Raw genomic sequence first — 19,983 nt, forward strand, 5'->3', positions numbered from 1 at the left:
CCAGTACTACTCCTTAATTTTATTTTGCTGAATTGCCATATGCGGCAAAACGCCATTAGTACCCATAATAACCTTACTGGTATCCGTTAGAATTTTTTCTATAGCTTCTAAATAAAGACGATCCTTAGTTATCGATTTATTAGCAACATATTGTGTATAGACAGCAGCAAACCTCTTACTATCCCCTTCAGCCTTTGAGATAACTTCTTGCCTGTAACCTTCCGCTTCTTGCAATATTCTAGCAGCTTCACCCCTTGCTTTAGGCAAAATATCATTATTATAGGATAGTGCCTGATTTATTTCCCGTTCTTTATCAGCTTTAGAAGTTTGTACATCCCTATAAGCATCGATTACTTCAATTGGTGGCTCAGCTTTTAGTAGCTGTACTTTTTCAATTTCAACACCAGCATTATAATGAACAAGGATTTCCCTGGTTAAAGCCTCAATTTTATTAGTAATTTCTTGTTTTTGGTCTGATAATATTGAGGAGATAGGGGTATTGCCGATCACTTCTCTTATCGCACTTTCAGCAACTATTTTTACCGACTCTTCTGGATTGACAATATTAAAAATATATTTTTCCAAATCGCTAATATGCCACATTACGTCACAATTTAGTGCAACAATATTCTCATCACCCGTAAGCATAGTGCTTTCAGCCGTTATAGCTTTTGTATTATCAATATTAGATCTAAGGTTATTTGCCGATCTATAACCAATCTCAATTCTCCGAGATTGGTTTACCTTCTCAACTACTACCTGTTCAAATGGTAGAGGAAGGTGATAATTCAAACCAGGAGACCCTTTGCGAACAAATTGACCAAACCTCATTACGGCAGCTTCTTCGCCCTCCTTAACTTCATAAACTCCGGAAGCAAACCAAATGGCAACTAATGATAAACACACTAATATCATTATGTTGTTGTTGAAACCAAACTTATTAAAAAATCCCTGGAAATTAAACTTATTTTTTTTCCTTGGTTTAGTAAATATATTATATTCACTTTTTTCATCCTCTTCAGAATCTCCCCAAGGGGATTTTTTTAAAATTTGATTAAACATTTTATGCTATTGCTATTTTGTTAATTTGTATATTATATCACTAAATATAGTTAGCACTAATACCTTATAAAATAAATCTATGAGATTGTCTGTGATAACTAATTAATTATATCTTGTATCTCTAACTGCGTCAAGTTCGTTACCAAAAAAAACAGCAATTATAAATTCAAAAGTAAAGAGTGGATCATAATATATTTGAAATTAAATCTTGACTTCTATATAAAAAAGCTATTTTATCAATTTTAATAGTTTATGTTAACTGTTTTGTTAAATAAAACATTAATTAGTATTTACAAATAGGACGCGATTTTTATGAAATATTTTTCCCTTAGTTATCTTATCACCTTCTGTGCTGCTGCAAGTGCTTTTGCCGAAAGGCTTTCTAACAATTCTAGTAATTTTACCAATAATACAACCCCAAACAATTATAGCCTTAATGCCATAGCTGAAGCTGCTAATAGCCCTTACTTACCAGTTACGTCTAATAAAACTACTAATAAACCACTTATTAAAGCGAAACCTTCAGCAGATAATGATTGGCTATTTCATCAATCAGGAGATCATACCATAATTATTAGAGAGAGTGGATTTGATATAGATATTTTTACAAAGGAAGTAAAAAATAACACTTTTAATAAGTTGGTTTTATTGGAGAATCGTATACTTGCAGCAAAACTGCGTAACACTATCTAATTTTTTTGCTAGTACGAATTTATTGTATAAATTTGGGTTTCTACTATGCAAATATCACCGATTAATAAAAACTAGTTGAAAAAGTACCAGTTATATTATAACATTTGAAATATTAATAATAATGATAATTAATCAAATGAAAAAACCAAAAGTAGCGACCTTAAGTGCTGAAGAACGAGAAGAACTAATACAACACGTCAAGGAAAGTTCATTAACGGGAGATGAACAGCAAACGATAGTAGAACTTGTGAAATTTTGTAATGAGCTAATAGACAAGCTAGCATCATCAAATATCAGTATAAATAAGCTTAAGGAAATGCTGATTGGTTTTAAGGCAGATAACAAAAAAAAGATAGTTCAGATTCATTAAAAGAACCGCCAAGTGAATCTGATAACGGGAATGGTGGTAATGAAGAAGAGTGCGATAAGCCCAAAAAGATAGATCGTAGTAATTGGCAAGGTAAATATGGGTTTGATGATTATAAGGATGCGAATACCAGCTATTTAACTCCTGAGAATTTTTGTAGTGGTGATAGCTGTCCTCACTGTTGTAATGGCAAACTATATAATAGTGAAGCTAGAAAATTGCTACAATTTACAGGTAATGCTCCAATTACAGTCAACAGATATGTAAAGAAAACGCTACGTTGTAATGCTTGTGATTATATAGTTATGAACAATAAAAATATCAACAAATGGACAAATAGTAGCAGAAGTGCAATAGTGTTACAAAAGACCTATGGCACTCCTTTCTACCGTTTATCTAGGCTGCAAAGTTTAAGTGGTGTTCCTGTGGCATATAGCTCGCTCTGGCAACAATATTTAGATGTTTGGCAAGAAGGTGGTGGAGCTGAAATTTACGGGGTATTATTGGAAATGGCTGCCGAATGTAGTTCACTGAACCTTGATGATACTAGAGCTAGGATTTTAGAAATTACTATAGCCAATAAGAAATTACGTACTCAAAATAAGAAAGGACGCAGCTGTTATACTACTACAATATGTGCTAAGACTGCAAATAATGAGGTGATAGTTTTATATTTTACCGGTAATAGGCATGGTGGAGAAAATATAGGTAACGTACTAAAGAATCGTAAGAATAGAACAGATTCTATCCAATTAATGACTGACGCAAGTAATAATAATAACCCGGTATTATCAGAAGCAGATCAAGAATTACTGGCAATAATAGTGATGATCAATTGTTTGTCACATGGTCAGAGAAAATTTACAGAGAATGAACTATATTACCCTGAAGAATGCGGATATTTTCTCAAACAAACACGAGGGATTTACCACAATGAACATCAATGTAAAGAGATGAGTCCTGAAGAAAAACTTTGGTATCATCAGGAACATAGCAGTAAATATATAGAAAACATCATAGCAATTATCTTTTATCTAAATTTTCAAAAAAATATTTATCTAAATAATAAAACAACGTTTTTGTTGAATAAGTTTATGGCAAACTTCAAGTAGCTTACGCATACAAGCAACTATCGCAACTTTCTTAGGTTTAAAATTATTAACAAGCCTATTGTATAAAGTTTTTAAATATTGAAAACCATTTTTGCCAGTTAATACCGCCATGTATAAAGCATCCCGTGGTATTTTTCTGCCTCCCCTAATAAATCTTCGTCCTTGCTTATTACCACTATCACGGGCGTACGGAGCTATCCCCACAATTGCTGACAATTCATTACTACTATAATTTTTATCCCCTAATTCAGGTACAAAACTAATTAGTTTTGTAGCCAAACATTTACCAATACCAGGTACAGTCTCTAATATTTTTACCTTCTCTTTTAACTCTTCTGACTCATCTATTGTAAGGTGGTCCCCTTTGTCTAGACAAAAATTTAGATAAATAGAGATATAATTCACAAAAATTAAATTGTTGTTTTTATACAATATTTTTTTCAAAATATACACATTCTGGAGTTTTATAATCCAAAGCTTGATGCATCCTTTGTCTATTATAAAAGTCCATATATTCGTTAATTGCTGTCTTTGCCTCCTTTACTGTTGTTAAAATAATCCGATAAATTTTTTCCTGTTTTAATGATCGCCAAAAACGTTCAATAAAAATATTATCTAAGGCTCGTCCCTTACCATCCATACTAATCAAGATATTATGTAGCTTTAGCATACTAATAAAATTCTCCGAGGTAAATTGTACTCCTTGATCAGTATTAAATATTTTTGGCATACCATATTTTTCTATAGCGTCTTCAAGGGCTGTTACACAAAATTCACTTTCCAAACTAATGGAGATTCGCCAACTTAGAATATAACGACTATACCAGTCAATAATAGCTACTAAATATACGAACCCTTGGCTCAGTCTTATATACGTTATATCTGCACTCCAAACCTGGTTTGGCAATACTATTTCTAATCCTTTTAGTAAATAAGGATATATTTTATGCACTTGATTCCTTATAATGGTTCCAATATTTTGGACAGAAAAATAAGAAAAATGAGATAGAATTCTTTAGCAAACAAGGAGAGCTAGAGATGAAAAAACAAGTAAGGCAATATAGTGCTGAGGAGAAAGCCAAAATTGTCATAGAAGCAATTAAGGGAGAGCTAACAATAGCCCAGATAACCAGTAAGTATGGTGTTCATGCAACACAGATCAGTAACTGGAAAAAACAAGGTCTTGAGTTGTTAGTACAAGGTTTTAAGAATAAAACACAGAGTGCTGATCCAAATCAGCAGGGGTTAATCAAGAATCTATATGAGCAAATTGGTCAGTTAAGCGTTGAGTGTGACTGGCTCAAAAAAAAATCTGCATTGTTTGGAATTAAAGGTTAGGTGTAATATGATAGAGCCTAATCATAATAAGTTAACAATTGTACAACAGTGTAAGTTATTGGATATTAGCAGGTCAACCTATTACTATCAACCTACTGGTATTAGTGAACAAGATATCAAGATTATGGCAATAATTGATGAGACCTATACTATGCATCCATATTATGGTATGCGGCGGATGGCTAAATAACCTCAGTTTGATGTAAAAGGAAGGTTGAGATTGTTTAATTTTCCAAAAGCTACAGAAATTTTATTAGGCTTAAAAACATAGGCAAGCAGTCCAGCTAATACGTTAGTTTGAAAATTCATAACAGATCTATGCCTTGTATGGTCTATATGACAAAGGTTTTTTAGTTGATCATTAATGGTTTCAATAATATACCTTTTATTTAAAAACCGCTTTTTAATAGGATCTATTATTCTTTCTTTCATATTACTTTTAATTTTTGTTATTAGTTCTAAACCTTGATTAGCAAGGGATTGAGTGAGTTTTTTACTGATATACCCACGATCACCAAAAAGCCAGCCTTGTAATTTATCTACTAAATTTTCTACCACTGCTCTATCATCAACATTTCCTGGAGTTAAAGAAAAACTCATAATCTCTCCGCAACTGTTAATGACAATATGTAGCTTACAACCAAAGAACCACCCAGTGGAAGTCTTACCTCTTTTTGCTATGTCTTTGAATACTTTATGTCTATTAATTCTTAAATTATGGCAAGCAGGAAGTTTAGTAGAGTCGATATAATATTGACCAGTTTGTTTTCCTGATAGGCTTTTTAGCAGTAATACCATGGGCATGAAGCTCATTGGCATTAACTGAACAAAACGACTATAGCTCACAAGTTTTGGAAATTCCTTTCTATAACTTTGACATAAGCAGCATAAATAAAAATCTTTAAAGGTACGGTAGTGATTCAAGTGAAACATTACTATAATAGTAATAATCTCTGAGAGTCCTATACTGCAAACTACTTTACGCTTACGGTTAGGATTTGGTAATATATATTTATTTTGCTCCGTATCAAAATGCTTGCAAAAATCATCAATTAAGCAGAAAATCTCCGTAAGAGGGATCATAATATATTTTCCAATTTTGTTGTTATTATTCGAGAACTTTATAATCCCTCCCTTCTTACTTTTCAAATATTCTTTCTAACAAACTGGTTTGAAAGAAGGTTTTATTTTTACCATAGCTCACCACCAACAGTTTGTTTATGTTATTACATAATGCTTAGCATTTTGTTTGGTGCTTACGTCAAACTCAGGTTAAATATTTACAAGCCCAAGGTTTTTCGGTAGGTCGTAAAGCTGTTAGACGTTACTACAAGATAATGGGTCTTGAAGCTGTTTATCCTAAAATAAATTTAAGCAAGAGGAATCAAGCGCATAAAATATATCCTTATTTACTAAAAGGATTAGAAATAGTATTGCCAAACCAGGTTTGGAGTGCAGATATAACGTATATAAGACTGAGCCAAGGGTTCGTATATTTAGTAGCTATTATTGACTGGTATAGTCGTTATATTCTAAGTTGGCGAATCTCCATTAGTTTGGAAAGTGAATTTTGTGTAACAGCCCTTGAAGACGCTATAGAAAAATATGGTATGCCAAAAATATTTAATACTGATCAAGGAGTACAATTTACCTCGGAGAATTTTATTAGTATGCTAAAGCTACATAATATCTTGATTAGTATGGATGGTAAGGGACGAGCCTTAGATAATATTTTTATTGAACGTTTTTGGCGATCATTAAAACAGGAAAAAATTTATCGGATTATTTTAACAACAGTAAAGGAGGCAAAGACAGCAATTAACGAATATATGGACTTTTATAATAGACAAAGGATGCATCAAGCTTTGGATTATAAAACTCCAGAATGTGTATATTTTGAAAAAAATATTGTATAAAAACAACAATTTAATTTTTGTGAATTATATCTCTATTTATCTAAATTTTTGTCTAGACAAAGGGGACCACCTTAATTCCTCTTGCTTAAATTTATTTTAGGATAAACAGCTTCAAGACCCATTATCTTGTAGTAACGTCTAACAGCTTTACGACCTACCGAAAAACCTTGGGCTTGTAAATATTTAGCCATCCGCCGCATACCATAATATGGATGCATAGTATAGGTCTCATCAATTATTGCCATAATCTTGATATCTTGTTCACTAATACCAGTAGGTTGATAGTAATAGGTTGACCTGCTAATATCCAATAACTTACACTGTTGTACAATTGTTAACTTATTATGATTAGGCTCTATCATACCAATTGCAATAATTAACGCAGTGGTGTAAAATGGGTTTTTAACTGATAAAGGTACTCAAATGGCTAGGTTAATATTACCACAAGGTTTTCATGGTCATGATTTTATAAAAATGATGAAACATGAGCCGCATGGTCGAAATCGTATACGTTTATTGGCGATGTATCACCTTCAATTAGGCAAATCTTTAAAAGCCATATCTGAAATAGTGAAGTCACACTGGAAAACTGTGCAATCATGGCTCAGAAGATTTAGGAATCATGGTTTTGAAGGATTATTTGAATCACAAAGAAGCGGCGCCCCTAGGAAGATTAACACTATACAAGAGTCTGCTCTTTTTGATAAAATCAATACGCTCAGTGAAAGTAAAACTGGTGGGTATATAACTGGAAAGGAGCTACATATCATGTTACTTGAGGAATATGGTGCTAAATGCGCTTTAAAAACAGTCTACAATACTATGCACCGCCTTGGTTTTAGCTGGATTACTTCTCGTTCAATGCATCCAAAGTCAAATCAAGAGACTCAAAATACATATAAAAAAACTTCCCAGACATGTTAACAAAATTATTACCAAAAAATATCGATAGATGTAAAGTTGATATATGGTCTCAGGATGAAACTCGAGTTGGGCAACAAGGTAGCTTAACTCGTATATGGGCTAAGCGTGGCACTAGACCCCGTAAAGTTCGGCAACAGCAATTCATTTCAACATATATTTATGGAGCTGCTTGCCATGATACAGGAGAAGCTTTTGCATTAATTTTACCATATGCAAACACACAGGCAATGAATAAATTCTTAGAAGAGCTTTCTCGCAGTATTCAAGGCAACCGACATATAGCTTTACTAACGGATAATGCAGGTTGGCACACAGCCAAAAAACTAACTGTGCCAAGCAATATCACTTTGATACCGCTTCCGCCCTATGCACCGGAACTTAATGCAATGGAACAAGTTTGGGAATGGATCAAAAATCATTTCTTGTCTAACCAATGTTATGGTGTATATGAAGATATCGTCACTATGGCTTGTTACGCTTGGAATCAATTTGCTCATAATGTAGATTTAGTAAAATCAATTATGTATAGAGACTGGATAAACACACCGTGTTAATTATTGCAATTGGTATCATATTACACCTAACCTTTAATTCCAAACAATGCAGATTTTTTTTTGAGCCAGTCACACTCAACGCTTAACTGACCAATTTGCTCATATAGATTCTTGATTAACCCCTGCTGATTTGGATCAGCACTCTGTGTTTTATTCTTAAAACCTTGTACTAACAACTCAAGACCTTGTTTTTTCCAGTTACTGATCTGTGTTGCATGAACACCATACTTACTGGTTATCTGGGCTATTGTTAGCTCTCCCTTAATTGCTTCTATGACAATTTTGGCTTTCTCCTCAGCACTATATTGCCTTACTTGTTTTTTCATCTCTAGCTCTCCTTGTTTGCTAAAGAATTCTATCTCATTTTTCTTATTTTTCTGTCCAAAATATTGGAACCATTATAGTTGCTTTATTAATATTAAGATGTTTAGCTATCTCTTGGTAAGAATAATGATGGAGTAATTGGTAAACTAATTCCTTTAGATGGTTTGGTATAGGATCAAACTTATTAGTTTTAGTTTGACGCCAGGCTTTAAATTGCTGAGCTACTTGCTCAATAGTAATTGATGGTATTTGCATAGTATGGAATCCAAATGTATAAAAAATTCATACTAGCAAAAACATTAGATAAAGTTATGCAGTTTTGCTGCAGGTATACAATGAAACTAACAAAATACCAAAGACTGAGATGGTGATATTCTTGTTCTAAAATGCTTGTGAAAAAATTAAGAGTTAATTTGTAGTTTCTCAGGATCATCGCACCGAATAGCAGAGTTATTTTTAAGATACTCTACTATTAGATGCAAATCAAGCAATCTATTCCCTCATTTCACCATGAATATATAAATCATAAGCTATCTGATAAAAACTAATAGCTTCTTCTACTAGACTAGGAATATTATCAATCTCTATTTTATCTTCATCAACTAATTTATAAGTTTTTGGTTGCTCCTGTGGGCGTAAGATAACTAAATGATTATCCTTCATAAATCCAAGCAATTGGTAAGTACTGATAAAAGCCCTGTTTGCTGGCGTGTTCAATATATCTTGACCAAAAAACTTACTATTATACGAAAAATTTAATAATCCCAAAATAGTAGGGGCAATATCAATTTGACTTGCTAAATTATCAACTATCTGTGGTTTTAATATATTAGGAGCATATATTAATAGAGGTATGTGATATTTATTAATTGGTAAATCAGTTTTACCAGCACTTGACGCACAATGGTCAGCCGTGATAACAAAGATAGTATTATCAAACCAAGGGTGAGTTTTGGCTAATTCAAGAAACCTACCTATAGCATAGTCGGTGTATTTAACTGCTGCATTACGCCCACTACCAGACGGCAAATCAATTCTACCTTCGGTGAAAGTATAAGGGCGATGATTAGAGGTAGTCATAATTAATGAGAAAAAGGCTTTGCCTTGATGGTAATTTTGATCAGCTAACTCCAGTGATTTTATTAGTATATCCTCATCAGCTACTCCCCAAATATTAGCAAAACTTATCTCATTGGATTTTAGGTTGCCTCGATCAACTATATTATAACCATTACCGTGAAAATAATTTTGTAAATTATCAAAGTAGCTATAGCCACCAAATAGGAAATTAGTAACATAGCCTTGATTCCTAAAAACAGTAGCTATATTAAATAGTGACTGATTCTCAGGGCGGCGGATAATGGATGAGCCAGGAGTTGGTGGTACTGATAAAGTAATAGCCTCTAAACCTCTTACTGTTCTAGTGCCTACTGCATATAAATTGGTAAAAAATATGCTTTGCTCAGCTAATCTATCTAAATTTGGTGTAATATTTTGTTGATTGCCAAATTTACCCATGAATTCGCTACTAAGACTTTCCACGGTAATAAATATAATATTATATTTTTTATTATTAGAAGAATTAGCTTTGATATAACGTGCTATAGTAGAGTCATCTGAGTATAGTTCTTCATTTTTTGATAAACTGTTGCGAACAATATCTAAAGCCCGTTTTTTATCAATTACTGGATAAAAACTATTATAATCCAAACTATTATTAAAAAAGGCAGAGAAAAACTGATAATGACCATTTCTAGCAAGTTCGATAGCATATTTATTAGAATTTATATCAATTTTATTAGGGTTATAAAAATTAAAAGCCAGTAGGCTAAAGAAAAATAGCATTATCGTGCAGAGAATATATTTCTTACTATTTATTATAGTACTTGCTTGATTAATTATATATTTTCTCAAGTAAAAATTAATCAATAGTGCAATCACTATAATAGCTAGTAATATTTCTATATAGGGTAAAGATTCTTTTACAGTACCAATAATCTCATTGGTATAAATTAAATAATCTACCGCAATAAAATTAAATCTGACACCGAACTCATCCCAAAAAGTAATCTCGGCAATGGTAATAAATATTAATAGAGTAATAGTACAGAAATAACCAATAAAGCAACAGCTTAAATACAACAATTTATGCTGAGCCAATAATTTATGCAAACCAATGATCAGCAGTAAAATTATCGGTAAAAAATAACAAAGAGATATTAGATCATTGAGAGTACCAATAACAAAAATTGACACTAGATCAGATATGGTTATTTGTTGTTGCCATAAAGCGTATGAGCTTAATAGGACGCGGGTAATAAACTGAAATATTAGATAAATTCTAACAATAGGAAAATTGAACAATGTTTTTATCATCTAATAAGAGTAAGAAAGTCTGGGAGGCTTATAAATACTGCTATCCCCTCTGGTTAATTAAATCAGATTTTAATAGTATAGAAAATTTTATTACTTGTCAATTTATAGCTAATCAGATTAGTACCAGGGCTATTTAAAAGACACAACTTTAAGTTGTCATAACCTTAAATATACCCATCTGAAATGAAAAATTATAATGGTTCCAATATTTTGGACAGAAAAATAAGAAAAATGAGATAGAATTCTTTAGCAAACAAGGAGAGCTAGAGATGAAAAAACAAGTAAGGCAATATAGTGCTGAGGAGAAAGCCAAAATTGTCATAGAAGCAATTAAGGGAGAGCTAACAATAGCCCAGATAACCAGTAAGTATGGTGTTCATGCAACACAGATAAGTAACTGGAAAAAACAAGGTCTTGAGTTGTTAGTACAAGGTTTTAAGAATAAAACACAGAGTGCTGATCCAAATCAGCAGGGGTTAATCAAGAATCTATATGAGCAAATTGGTCAGTTAAGCGTTGAGTGTGACTGGCTCAAAAAAAAATCTGCATTGTTTGGAATTAAAGGTTAGGTGTAATATGATAGAGCCTAATCATAATAAGTTAACAATTGTACAACAGTGTAAGTTATTGGATATTAGCAGGTCAACCTATTACTATCAACCTACTGGTATTAGTGAACAAGATATCAAGATTATGGCAATAATTGATGAGACCTATACTATGCATCCATATTATGGTATGCGGCGGATGGCTAAATATTTACAAGCCCAAGGTTTTTCGGTAGGTCGTAAAGCTGTTAGACGTTACTACAAGATAATGGGTCTTGAAGCTGTTTATCCTAAAATAAATTTAAGCAAGAGGAATCAAGTGCATAAAATATATCCTTATTTACTAAAAGGATTAGAAATAGTATTGCCAAACCAGGTTTGGAGTGCAGATATAACGTATATAAGACTGAGCCAAGGGTTCGTATATTTAGTAGCTATTATTGACTGGTATAGTCGTTATATTCTAAGTTGGCGAATCTCCATTAGTTTGGAAAGTGAATTTTGTGTAACAGCCCTTGAAGACGCTATAGAAAAATATGGTATGCCAAAAATATTTAATACTGATCAAGGAGTACAATTTACCTCGGAGAATTTTATTAGTATGCTAAAGCTACATAATATCTTGATTAGTATGGATGGTAAGGGACGAGCCTTAGATAATATTTTTATTGAACGTTTTTGGCGATCATTAAAACAGGAAAAAATTTATCGGATTATTTTAACAACAGTAAAGGAGGCAAAGACAGCAATTAACGAATATATGGACTTTTATAATAGACAAAGGATGCATCAAGCTTTGGATTATAAAACTCCAGAATGTGTATATTTTGAAAAAAATATTGTATAAAAACAACAATTTAATTTTTGTGAATTATATCTCTATTTATCTAAATTTTTGTCTAGACAAAGGGGACCACCTTAGTTTTTAAGCCTAATAAAATTTCTGTAGCTTTTGGAAAATTAGAGCCTTTCTAATTAAGTGTGTAAATTTTTCATAGGGCTTAAATTCTACCTTCAAATTTTATCAAAAAGTGAGCCATAGCTGCGTTCCAGTTCGGAATCGGCATAACCCATTTCTTGGTCATATAATCAATTGCCAAATATAAGGTCTTAAAAACGGCATTATCATTTGGAAAAACCCTTTTATTCTTAGTAACCTTACGTAATTGGCTATTGACAGATTCTATACTATTAGTTGTGTATATTACTTTCCTTATCGCCTCAGGGTATTCTAGAAAAACCATTAAATTTTCCCAATGAACATACCAAGATTTAGCAATTTGTGGATACTGTTTACTCCATTTAGCTTCAAAAGATTCTAAAGCAAGATGTGCTTCTTCCTCTGTGCTAGCAGTATATATAGGCTTTAAATCAGCCGCTAATTCTTTTCGGTCTTTATATGATACATATTTTAAACTATTTCTAATCTGATGTACAATACATAATTGATGTTCGGTTTTCGGAAAAACTGCTTCTATTGCCTCAGACATACCGGTTAAATTATCACTGCAAGCAATAAGCATGTCTTGCATACCTCTGTTCTTCATCTCAGTAAAATTACCAAGCCAAAATTTAGCTCCTTCATTTTCACTGTTCCACAATCCTAAAATATCCTTCCTTCCAGATAAATCAATACCTAATGCTACATATACAGACTTATTGATAATTCGTTTATCTTGACGTACTTTTACTACTAAACAGTCAAAAAATACTATAGCATATACTCGATCCAATGGTCGGCTTTGCCATATCTTGACATCCTCAATTACATCATCAGTAATTTGACTTATCAAACTTTCGCTAACGTCAGCTCCATACAATTCTTGCATTTGAATCTTAATATCAGATAAGCTCATTCCTTTAGCGTATAACGATATTATTTTATCATCAAATCCTTCAATACGTCTTTGACGCTTCGGAATTAATGCAGGTTCAAATGTACTACTTCTATCCCTTGGAACCTCAATCTCTACAACTCCATTATTTGTTACTAGATTCTTTACTTTACTACCATTACGAACATTATTGCTATCAGTATGACAATATTTATCATATCCTAAGTGATTATTCATCTCTGACTGCAATGCCTTCTCTACAAGCCTTTTGGTTAATTGTTTTAATAAACCATCCTCTTTAAATAAAGTTGATATATCTGTATCATTATTTATTAATAAATCTATTGCTTGATTCATTGCTTCATTTTGTTTGTGACGCATTATAATTTCTCCTTTTGTTATATTATATTTTTATATAACCTTTGAAAAATTTACACACTTATTTGTACAGAGCCGAAAATTAAACAATCTCAACCTTCCTCTTACATCAAACTGAGGTTATATATAGATGTGTTTTTTTTTTGATTTTTTTACAGTTGAGTGGTAATTTTTTTCCGGTTGAAGTGAAATATTTTTATGGCTATATTGAATATTTATACAATCAGAGTGATAAGAATTATCATTAGCTTTACGAAAACTTATAAAATTTTTAAGAATTCTGATACATAAAATATTGCGACATTTTAGGTTATGTTTAATCGTAGTAATTAAAGAGTGATCAATGAACCCACTTGTTTGTAATTCTGTTAGACATTGTTTAACCCGTTTTTGACAAACTCCTAGCTCTTTTTCGAAAAAATGATAGCCTTCTTGTAATTCTTCTGATAGTTTATCTTTTTGATAAATTTGTAGGCGAGAAACTATCAAAGACAGAAGTTGACGAGAAGTTTTACTTAATTGCTTACCACAATTATTAGTAAGGTTTCGCCATTCAGGTGGGACGAAATTACCGACTATATTATAAAAGATAGTATCGGAATTTTCAGCTAAACCGTCGGGAAAAATTAACGATTCTGTCATATCCCCCCGTGAAAAACGGTCAAAAACAGACTGTTTTGTAGGTCAAGTTTGGAGGATTTTGGCAAAAAAACACTATAAATGTTATATAGCAACTTTTGAAGGAATGTATAAAGTAGTTGAAACGATAATATATATACGGGTTGGGAAGAATTTTTTAAACCCCACTCTTCACTCTTGCGAGGAGCCGCTAAAAGCGACGACGCGGCAATCCAAGAAAAAGTGAATAGAAATGGATTGCTTCGTCGGTCTGGCGACCTCCTCGCAATGACGGGTTTGTATGGTATAGTCAATTGATGAGAAGTTGGGGACGTCGTCCATAGTACCCTACAATTTTTGTAAAGATGGTATTAGGATAGAAAAAAGTTTTTGTTTGGGAGGTATTAATAATGTGGATATTAGCTGCGTTATGGCTGTTGTAGATTGATAAAAAGCATTTTTGATATGATCAAAGCCATAGGTAAATAATGAAAACAATTGTCTTTCAATGGTTTTGTACCGTTTTATTCGGATGGGATTTAAGGCATTTTGTATTATTCCATTTTTGACTATTAAAGCTGAAGCAATAGCAGTTATCACTAATAATTTTTCAAATCTATCCAATTTTACAATGTGACTTTTTTCAATATCAAAACCACCGCTTTTTAGGTGCAAAAATAGTCGTTCAACACTCCAACGAAATTTATATAAAGCAAAAATATCTTGCTCTATTTCAATTGAAGACACCAGAACCATCAGCTCGCTCTTATCATTTCTATATGCGGTAAAATTAACCTTTCTATTCCATAATATACCACTACAAGCCCTATACTCTAAGGCTTTAACATCACTAAATATTCTTTCAATGGTTAAAGTTCTTAAACCTTTTGTAAGACGAATTTTATGATCCATTTTTAATGGAATAACAAACTTTAGATGGTTATTTATCAGAAAGTCTAACCATTCTTTATTCATAAATTCTCTATCAGCAAGCAAATATTTTATTCTTTCAACGCCAAAATTATTAATAAATTTCTGTAAAAATTCCTTCATAAATTCTGCAGAACACCCGCCACCATGCGACAAAGTCTTCCAGAATATTGGCACCGATATTTTACCAATTACCATTACTAAAAATAAAATATTAATATCGGATTTACCAAATTTCCAACTTGTCCTATCCATTGCTACGACATAATTTTTTGAAGCAAAAAAGCTTAATAGCAAATAGCCAACCTTCATATAATCAAAATTAAAATCTTTTAAAAAACGATAAATTCTATGAGTTTTTGACGTCGCTTTAGCATCACCTAAAATACCAAGTGCTAAACCTTTTTGATAAATTGAGCTGCCCGTCAGCAAACTAATTACCATACCAACCAAACATTTTAATCTTGATTTATTTCCGTCTATATATAAAATCAATTCTTGAAGTATTATATTATGCATTTTGTTATAAAAATACCTACCTTATACTACTTCATACCACTCTAAATCAACCATTCTTCTTCATCTTCTCAAAATTGTAGGGTACTATAATTACTTATAGGCGTCGCTCCATCGCTCCTAGCCCCAAATTCTCTTGAATTGACTATAATTACCCTGAGTTTATATTTATACACAACCTTTAGTTATAATTTAGCTCTCTTTTTAACTTTCAACAGTTATGGTCTAGATTCCGCACCGAAGCGAGAATGATGGTATGGACGAGTGAAGCGAAATATGCTTTACTTGTACGGAGTCAGCTGAAAAATAGTTTTCAGCTGCTCCAAATTAAATAATAATTTAATTAATAGGTCCATACCATGATAAATAATAGCATAAAAAATACTATAATAGGAATAGATTTAGCAAAAAATAGTATGCACTTGGTGCAAGTCGATCAAAATGGCAAAAAAATAGGTTATCAAAAAGTTACAAGAGATGAGTTAATAGCCTATTTAAGCAATCTCGATAAAAGTTCATTGGTAGCTATGGAAGCATGTGGAGGAGCTAATTATTGGTCACAGGAAATTGCTAAGCTTGGTTTGCAAGTCACGTCAATTCGGGATAAGGATATTGTGAACATGTAGATTAAAATCAAATTTTGTTGAAGGTTTATTTTTCTTTAATGAGTAAGCAACAAGAGTAGATAATATATGGACAAAGGCATTTATTGGTGATCTATGTCTAGTATGTTCAAGGTTCATTTTATTTTTTAGATAATCAAAAACTGTTTCAATTAAGTTACGCTTTCGAAGTAAGATTTTTTCTTTCAAATCCATTAATTTATTTTCCATATTCTTCTTAATTCCATGAATCATTTTTAAGCCTCTTTCATATAAATTTAAGAACAAATTTTGCTTAATATAACCTTTATCAGCTGCTATAATTCCAGTTAATCTTTTTGTTAACTCCGGTACTGGAACCCTATCATCTACATTGCCTTTGGTCACTTTTAATGCCATAAACTCCCCTTTATTATTGATTATTACATGTAATTTAAAACCATAAAAATACCCCATAGAGGATTTACTATGTTTGGCTAATCCTTTAAAAACTTTATTGCTATAACGCCTTTTATTGTGACAAGCTTTAATCGTTGTAGAGTCAATAAAATAAATACCTGTTTCCTCACCAAACAACAAATGAATCAACATATTTAGCGGTATGAATAATCGTGCCATTAATTCAACAAATCTATTATAACTCAAGGCTTTGGGAAAATCATCCTTATGCATGCACTCTATATAACTTTTATAGAAAAATTTAAAATTCTTAGCATAGGATGTATGAAACATAATTATTATTGTTAACATTTCACTTAGACTCATGCTACAACAGCGATTTCTTTGCTTATTTGATGGTAATAACTTTCTCTGTTCATACTCCAAATAAATTTTACAAAAATCATCTATAAAACTATATAATTCTGTGATATCTTTTTTCATGCCTGTAGTTTGTTTTTTTGTTTAAAAATATAAATACTGCAGGCACTCCTTTTTGACAATCCTTTTATCTATTACTATTTCATCTATATCTTATCCCGAACTGACGTAAGTCAAACTAATGAAAACAAAAGATGTAAAAGTTTATGCTACATCGAAACAGAAAAATGATTATAACGATGCGTTAGCAATATGCAAAGCGGCTCGTGATCCAGAATTAAAAACTGTGCTTCCAAAAAGCAAAGAGGAACAAGATATAAAATTTTTGCATAAAATTAGAAGTAATACGATCAGAGATCGTGTGCAAAAAACTAATTCTACAATATCAAGTTTATGTGAATATGGCTATAATACAAAATTAAGTAAAAATAAATTTTGCAAATCATGTAGGCTGGAGGTAGAGTTAGCGTATAGTAAAGGTTATATAAATTCTGGGATACGGTCAATTTTACTTTTAGAATGTAAAGAAATTGAGGATTTATGTGACAAAGAGAAAACTTTAGAAAAGCTGATTATCAGCAATAATAAGCAAAGTGAGAAAGCTACTAGGTTGCAGACAATTTTTGGCATTGGAGCAATCAATGCTAGTTGTTTGAGTGTAGCCCCAATGGAAAGTTATCCAACCCCGAGGGATTTTGCTGCTTCGCTTGGTTTGGTACCAAAGCAACATAGCTCAGGAGATAAGATAGTTTTAGGAGGGATTACCAAACAGGGAGATAGATATGCCAGAACTATGTTGATTCAAGCTGCAAGGACAATAGCAATAAGAGCAAAAAGTGGTAAGGAATCGAAAGATAAACTAGTGCAGTGGGCAGTGAAGAAATTTGCTGAAAATAAATCATATAATATTATATGTGTTGGTTTAGCAAATAAGTTAGCAAGGATTGCTTATGCAGTAGTCACCAATGGTAGCGAATATGTTGCAAATTAGTTTAGTTGAGAAAAAAGAAGAAACTATGTCAACTAAATAAAAATTGGTAATTGATAAATATTGCGAGTAAAGAATAGTAACAATAAAGAGAACGAAAGTTAAAGAGTTAATGAATAAGTATTCTGAATAAAATCCGTAATTATGTCGAGGCTCTAGAAGCCGTGGGAATGAGAGGTCACTCAAGGATATTTATAAGTAAGGTGGTCCCCTTTGTCTAGACAAAAATTTAGATAAATAGAGATATAATTCACAAAAATTAAATTGTTGTTTTTATACAATATTTTTTTCAAAATATACACATTCTGGAGTTTTATAATCCAAAGCTTGATGTATCCTTTGTCTATTATAAAAGTCCATATATTCGTTAATTGCTGTCTTTGCCTCCTTTACTGTTGTTAGAATAATCCGATAAATTTTTTCCTGTTTTAATGATCGCTAAAAACGTTCAATAAAAATATTATCTAAGGCTCGTCCCTTACCATCCATACTAATCAAGATATTATGTAGCTTTAGCATACTAATAAAATTCTCCGAGGTAAATTGTACTCCTTGATCAGTATTAAATATTTTTGGCATACCATATTTTTCTATAGCGTCTTCAAGGGCTGTTACACAAAATTCACTTTCCAAACTAATGGAGATTCGCCAACTTAGAATATAACGACTATACCAGTCAATAATAGCTACTAAATATACGAACCCTTGGCTCAGTCTTATATACGTTATATCTGCACTCCAAACCTGGTTTGGCAATACTATTTCTAATCCTTTTAGTAAATAAGGATATATTTTATGCACTTGATTCCTCTTGCTTAAATTTATTTTAGGATAAACAGCTTCAAGACCCATTATCTTGTAGTAACGTCTAACAGCTTTACGACCTACCGAAAAACCTTGAGCTTGTAAATATTTAGCCATCCGCCGCATACCATAATATGGATGCATAGTATAGGTCTAATCAATTATTGCCATAATCTTGATATCTTGTTCACTAATACCAGTAGGTTGATAGTAATAGGTTGACCTGCTAATATCCAATAACTCAATGATAGGTAAGCCACTAGTTTGACTAGTGAGACCATCAAGGCTTGGCCTTTAGATTTAGTATAAAATAAAAAGTTATCATATATAACTTCTTTGGCTTGACGGTCAAAGGAGAAAATATATGACAACATACGAAAGTTTAAATCATTCTAAATGGGATTGCAAATATCATATTGTGTTTATTCCAAAGTGTCGTAAAAAAGAATTGTACGGGAAGGTTAGAAAATATCTTGGGAACGTATTCCATGAGTTAGCTTTTCAACGTGGGAGCAAGATCATAGAGGGGCATATGGTACAAGATCATGTGCATATGCTCATCAAGATTCCTCCTAAATATTCTGTAGCTGAAGTAATAGGCTATATCAAGGGGAAAAGTGCTATAGCCGTTGCTAGGCAGTTTGGTGGACGAAAACGTAATTTTAATGGAGAAAAGTTGTGGGCTAGAGGTTATGCGGTCTCAACTGTAGGATTTGAAGAGAATCAGATCAAACACTACATTAAGAATCAAGAGCAACTTGATAGTTTAGGCTCTGACGAATCAGGAGAATTTTAATTAACAATGGCAGCCCTTTGGGCTGCTCATAACCGTCAAGCCCCTCGCTTTGCGAGGGCGTTCTGACTTACACTGTTGTACAATTGTTAACTTATTATGATTAGGCTCTATCATATTACACCTAACCTTTAATTCCAAACAATGCAGATTTTTTTTTGAGCCAGTCACACTCAACGCTTAACTGACCAATTTGCTCATATAGATTCTTGATTAACCCCTGCTGATTTGGATCAGCACTCTGTGTTTTATTCTTAAAACCTTGTACTAACAACTCAAGACCTTGTTTTTTCCAGTTACTTATCTGTGTTGCATGAACACCATACTTACTGGTTATCTGGGCTATTGTTAGCTCTCCCTTAATTGCTTCTATGACAATTTTGGCTTTCTCCTCAGCACTATATTGCCTTACTTGTTTTTTCATCTCTAGCTCTCCTTGTTTGCTAAAGAATTCTATCTCATTTTTCTTATTTTTCTGTCCAAAAT

21 protein-coding genes and 2 pseudogenes are annotated in these 19,983 nt (G+C 32.3%); 10 read left to right on the plus strand and 13 right to left on the minus strand.

Going from position 1 to position 19,983, the window contains the following annotated elements:
* Window positions 1-6 precede the first annotated feature (6 nt).
* Window positions 7-1,062: an FtsH protease activity modulator HflK gene (gene hflK, locus NBW66_RS08715; protein ID WP_250310739.1), complete on the minus strand. Its 1,056-nt coding sequence runs from the start codon at window positions 1,060-1,062 to the stop codon at window positions 7-9.
* A 312-nt stretch (window positions 1,063-1,374) separates the two neighbouring features.
* Here hflK and NBW66_RS08720 point away from each other — a divergent pair, with 312 nt between their 5' ends.
* From NBW66_RS08720 to NBW66_RS08730, 3 genes are all read left to right on the plus strand, one after another.
* Window positions 1,375-1,755, plus strand: coding sequence for a hypothetical protein (locus NBW66_RS08720; protein ID WP_250310740.1), 381 nt, complete (start codon window positions 1,375-1,377; stop codon window positions 1,753-1,755).
* A gap of 136 nt (window positions 1,756-1,891) precedes the next feature.
* On the plus strand, window positions 1,892-2,125 hold the full coding sequence (locus NBW66_RS08725; RefSeq protein ID WP_250310741.1) for a hypothetical protein: 234 nt from the start codon (window positions 1,892-1,894) through the stop codon (window positions 2,123-2,125).
* Window positions 2,126-2,427: 302 nt separating this feature from the next.
* Window positions 2,428-3,234, plus strand: coding sequence for an IS66 family transposase (locus NBW66_RS08730; RefSeq protein ID WP_250310742.1), 807 nt, complete (start codon window positions 2,428-2,430; stop codon window positions 3,232-3,234).
* Here NBW66_RS08730 and NBW66_RS08735 read toward each other — a convergent pair.
* Together NBW66_RS08735 and NBW66_RS08740 are read right to left on the minus strand one after the other, a co-directional pair.
* Window positions 3,181-3,639 (minus strand): transposase, encoded by a 459-nt coding sequence (locus NBW66_RS08735; protein ID WP_250310743.1) that lies wholly within the window; start codon window positions 3,637-3,639, stop codon window positions 3,181-3,183. The genes NBW66_RS08730 and NBW66_RS08735 overlap by 54 nt on opposite strands.
* Before the next feature lie 19 nt (window positions 3,640-3,658).
* Window positions 3,659-4,183, minus strand: a pseudogene (locus NBW66_RS08740) (IS3 family transposase); the annotation flags it as partial.
* A gap of 89 nt (window positions 4,184-4,272) precedes the next feature.
* Between NBW66_RS08740 and NBW66_RS08745 the strand changes: the two are divergent.
* Window positions 4,273-4,572: a transposase gene (locus NBW66_RS08745; protein ID WP_094649795.1), complete on the plus strand. Its 300-nt coding sequence runs from the start codon at window positions 4,273-4,275 to the stop codon at window positions 4,570-4,572.
* Window positions 4,573-4,579: 7 nt separating this feature from the next.
* Complete coding sequence (locus tag NBW66_RS08750; protein WP_250310744.1) at window positions 4,580-4,762, plus strand: hypothetical protein; 183 nt, start codon at window positions 4,580-4,582, stop codon at window positions 4,760-4,762.
* Between the two features lie 3,230 nt (window positions 4,763-7,992).
* Here NBW66_RS08750 and NBW66_RS08780 read toward each other — a convergent pair.
* The 3 genes from NBW66_RS08780 to NBW66_RS08790 all read right to left on the minus strand — a co-directional run bounded on the left by NBW66_RS08780 (window position 7,993) and on the right by NBW66_RS08790 (window position 10,546).
* Complete coding sequence (locus NBW66_RS08780) at window positions 7,993-8,292, minus strand: transposase (protein ID WP_094649795.1); 300 nt, start codon at window positions 8,290-8,292, stop codon at window positions 7,993-7,995.
* Window positions 8,293-8,335: 43 nt separating this feature from the next.
* Window positions 8,336-8,545: a hypothetical protein gene (locus NBW66_RS08785; protein ID WP_250310747.1), complete on the minus strand. Its 210-nt coding sequence runs from the start codon at window positions 8,543-8,545 to the stop codon at window positions 8,336-8,338.
* A 237-nt stretch (window positions 8,546-8,782) separates the two neighbouring features.
* A complete protein-coding gene (locus tag NBW66_RS08790) occupies window positions 8,783-10,546 on the minus strand; it encodes an LTA synthase family protein (RefSeq protein WP_250310748.1) in 1,764 nt (587 codons plus the stop codon).
* A 389-nt stretch (window positions 10,547-10,935) separates the two neighbouring features.
* Here NBW66_RS08790 and NBW66_RS08795 point away from each other — a divergent pair, with 389 nt between their 5' ends.
* The gene (locus NBW66_RS08795; protein WP_094649795.1) at window positions 10,936-11,235 is read left to right on the plus strand and encodes a transposase; all 300 of its coding nucleotides are present in this window, start codon (window positions 10,936-10,938) and stop codon (window positions 11,233-11,235) included.
* A 7-nt stretch (window positions 11,236-11,242) separates the two neighbouring features.
* On the plus strand, window positions 11,243-12,061 hold the full coding sequence (locus tag NBW66_RS08800) for an IS3 family transposase (protein WP_250310686.1): 819 nt from the start codon (window positions 11,243-11,245) through the stop codon (window positions 12,059-12,061).
* Window positions 12,062-12,215: 154 nt separating this feature from the next.
* Here NBW66_RS08800 and NBW66_RS08805 read toward each other — a convergent pair whose 3' ends face one another.
* The 3 genes from NBW66_RS08805 to NBW66_RS08815 all read right to left on the minus strand — a co-directional run bounded on the left by NBW66_RS08805 (window position 12,216) and on the right by NBW66_RS08815 (window position 15,494).
* Window positions 12,216-13,430, minus strand: coding sequence for an IS256 family transposase (locus tag NBW66_RS08805; protein WP_250310568.1), 1,215 nt, complete (start codon window positions 13,428-13,430; stop codon window positions 12,216-12,218).
* 117 nt (window positions 13,431-13,547) lie between these two features.
* Window positions 13,548-14,069, minus strand: a complete 522-nt coding sequence (locus NBW66_RS08810) for a hypothetical protein (RefSeq protein WP_250310749.1) — start codon at window positions 14,067-14,069, stop codon at window positions 13,548-13,550.
* 324 nt (window positions 14,070-14,393) lie between these two features.
* The gene (locus NBW66_RS08815) at window positions 14,394-15,494 is read right to left on the minus strand and encodes a transposase (protein WP_250310546.1); all 1,101 of its coding nucleotides are present in this window, start codon (window positions 15,492-15,494) and stop codon (window positions 14,394-14,396) included.
* A gap of 356 nt (window positions 15,495-15,850) precedes the next feature.
* Between NBW66_RS08815 and NBW66_RS08820 the strand changes: the two genes are divergently transcribed.
* Window positions 15,851-16,117, plus strand: a complete 267-nt coding sequence (locus tag NBW66_RS08820; RefSeq protein ID WP_250310750.1) for a hypothetical protein — start codon at window positions 15,851-15,853, stop codon at window positions 16,115-16,117.
* On the opposite strand, the gene NBW66_RS08825 is transcribed toward NBW66_RS08820, so the two are convergent.
* Complete coding sequence (locus NBW66_RS08825) at window positions 16,085-16,975, minus strand: IS982 family transposase (protein WP_250310582.1); 891 nt, start codon at window positions 16,973-16,975, stop codon at window positions 16,085-16,087. The genes NBW66_RS08820 and NBW66_RS08825 overlap by 33 nt on opposite strands.
* Before the next feature lie 118 nt (window positions 16,976-17,093).
* Here NBW66_RS08825 and NBW66_RS08830 point away from each other — a divergent pair, with 118 nt between their 5' ends.
* A complete protein-coding gene (locus NBW66_RS08830) occupies window positions 17,094-17,903 on the plus strand; it encodes an IS110 family RNA-guided transposase (protein WP_250310720.1) in 810 nt (269 codons plus the stop codon).
* A gap of 270 nt (window positions 17,904-18,173) precedes the next feature.
* Here NBW66_RS08830 and NBW66_RS15055 read toward each other — a convergent pair.
* Together NBW66_RS15055 and NBW66_RS08835 are read right to left on the minus strand one after the other, a co-directional pair.
* A pseudogene (locus tag NBW66_RS15055) lies at window positions 18,174-18,323 on the minus strand (IS3 family transposase); the annotation flags it as partial.
* A gap of 15 nt (window positions 18,324-18,338) precedes the next feature.
* Window positions 18,339-18,848 carry an IS3 family transposase gene (locus NBW66_RS08835; RefSeq protein WP_250310751.1) on the minus strand — a complete coding sequence of 170 codons (510 nt, stop codon included), beginning with the start codon at window positions 18,846-18,848 and terminating at the stop codon, window positions 18,339-18,341.
* Between the two features lie 220 nt (window positions 18,849-19,068).
* On the opposite strand from NBW66_RS08835, the gene tnpA reads away from it, so the two are divergent.
* On the plus strand, window positions 19,069-19,500 hold the full coding sequence (gene tnpA, locus NBW66_RS08840) for an IS200/IS605 family transposase (RefSeq protein WP_250310729.1): 432 nt from the start codon (window positions 19,069-19,071) through the stop codon (window positions 19,498-19,500).
* 121 nt (window positions 19,501-19,621) lie between these two features.
* Here the strand turns inward: tnpA and NBW66_RS08845 are convergent, their stop codons facing one another.
* Window positions 19,622-19,921 carry a transposase gene (locus tag NBW66_RS08845; RefSeq protein WP_094649795.1) on the minus strand — a complete coding sequence of 100 codons (300 nt, stop codon included), beginning with the start codon at window positions 19,919-19,921 and terminating at the stop codon, window positions 19,622-19,624.
* Window positions 19,922-19,983 lie beyond the last annotated feature (62 nt).

This window comes from Rickettsia endosymbiont of Oedothorax gibbosus (genome assembly GCF_936269705.1).
Lineage (GTDB): Bacteria > Pseudomonadota > Alphaproteobacteria > Rickettsiales > Rickettsiaceae > Tisiphia.

What these genes read in the sequence shown, in the direction of transcription:
- NBW66_RS08785 (WP_250310747.1), bottom strand. Translation starts at nt 8,545, where the DNA reads ATGCAAATACCATCAATTACTATTGAGCAAGTAGCTCAGCAATTTAAA.
- NBW66_RS08795 (WP_094649795.1), top strand. Translation starts at nt 10,936, where the DNA reads ATGAAAAAACAAGTAAGGCAATATAGTGCTGAGGAGAAAGCCAAAATT.
- NBW66_RS08725 (WP_250310741.1), top strand. Translation starts at nt 1,892, where the DNA reads ATGAAAAAACCAAAAGTAGCGACCTTAAGTGCTGAAGAACGAGAAGAA.
- NBW66_RS08815 (WP_250310546.1), bottom strand. Translation starts at nt 15,494, where the DNA reads ATGCATAATATAATACTTCAAGAATTGATTTTATATATAGACGGAAAT.
- NBW66_RS08830 (WP_250310720.1), top strand. Translation starts at nt 17,094, where the DNA reads ATGAAAACAAAAGATGTAAAAGTTTATGCTACATCGAAACAGAAAAAT.
- NBW66_RS08845 (WP_094649795.1), bottom strand. Translation starts at nt 19,921, where the DNA reads ATGAAAAAACAAGTAAGGCAATATAGTGCTGAGGAGAAAGCCAAAATT.
- hflK (WP_250310739.1), bottom strand. Translation starts at nt 1,062, where the DNA reads ATGTTTAATCAAATTTTAAAAAAATCCCCTTGGGGAGATTCTGAAGAG.
- NBW66_RS08720 (WP_250310740.1), top strand. Translation starts at nt 1,375, where the DNA reads ATGAAATATTTTTCCCTTAGTTATCTTATCACCTTCTGTGCTGCTGCA.
- NBW66_RS08805 (WP_250310568.1), bottom strand. Translation starts at nt 13,430, where the DNA reads ATGCGTCACAAACAAAATGAAGCAATGAATCAAGCAATAGATTTATTA.
- NBW66_RS08835 (WP_250310751.1), bottom strand. Translation starts at nt 18,848, where the DNA reads ATGCATCCATATTATGGTATGCGGCGGATGGCTAAATATTTACAAGCT.
- NBW66_RS08825 (WP_250310582.1), bottom strand. Translation starts at nt 16,975, where the DNA reads ATGAAAAAAGATATCACAGAATTATATAGTTTTATAGATGATTTTTGT.
- NBW66_RS08820 (WP_250310750.1), top strand. Translation starts at nt 15,851, where the DNA reads ATGATAAATAATAGCATAAAAAATACTATAATAGGAATAGATTTAGCA.
- NBW66_RS08730 (WP_250310742.1), top strand. Translation starts at nt 2,428, where the DNA reads ATGAACAATAAAAATATCAACAAATGGACAAATAGTAGCAGAAGTGCA.
- NBW66_RS08750 (WP_250310744.1), top strand. Translation starts at nt 4,580, where the DNA reads ATGATAGAGCCTAATCATAATAAGTTAACAATTGTACAACAGTGTAAG.
- NBW66_RS08780 (WP_094649795.1), bottom strand. Translation starts at nt 8,292, where the DNA reads ATGAAAAAACAAGTAAGGCAATATAGTGCTGAGGAGAAAGCCAAAATT.
- tnpA (WP_250310729.1), top strand. Translation starts at nt 19,069, where the DNA reads ATGACAACATACGAAAGTTTAAATCATTCTAAATGGGATTGCAAATAT.
- NBW66_RS08800 (WP_250310686.1), top strand. Translation starts at nt 11,243, where the DNA reads ATGATAGAGCCTAATCATAATAAGTTAACAATTGTACAACAGTGTAAG.
- NBW66_RS08810 (WP_250310749.1), bottom strand. Translation starts at nt 14,069, where the DNA reads ATGACAGAATCGTTAATTTTTCCCGACGGTTTAGCTGAAAATTCCGAT.
- NBW66_RS08745 (WP_094649795.1), top strand. Translation starts at nt 4,273, where the DNA reads ATGAAAAAACAAGTAAGGCAATATAGTGCTGAGGAGAAAGCCAAAATT.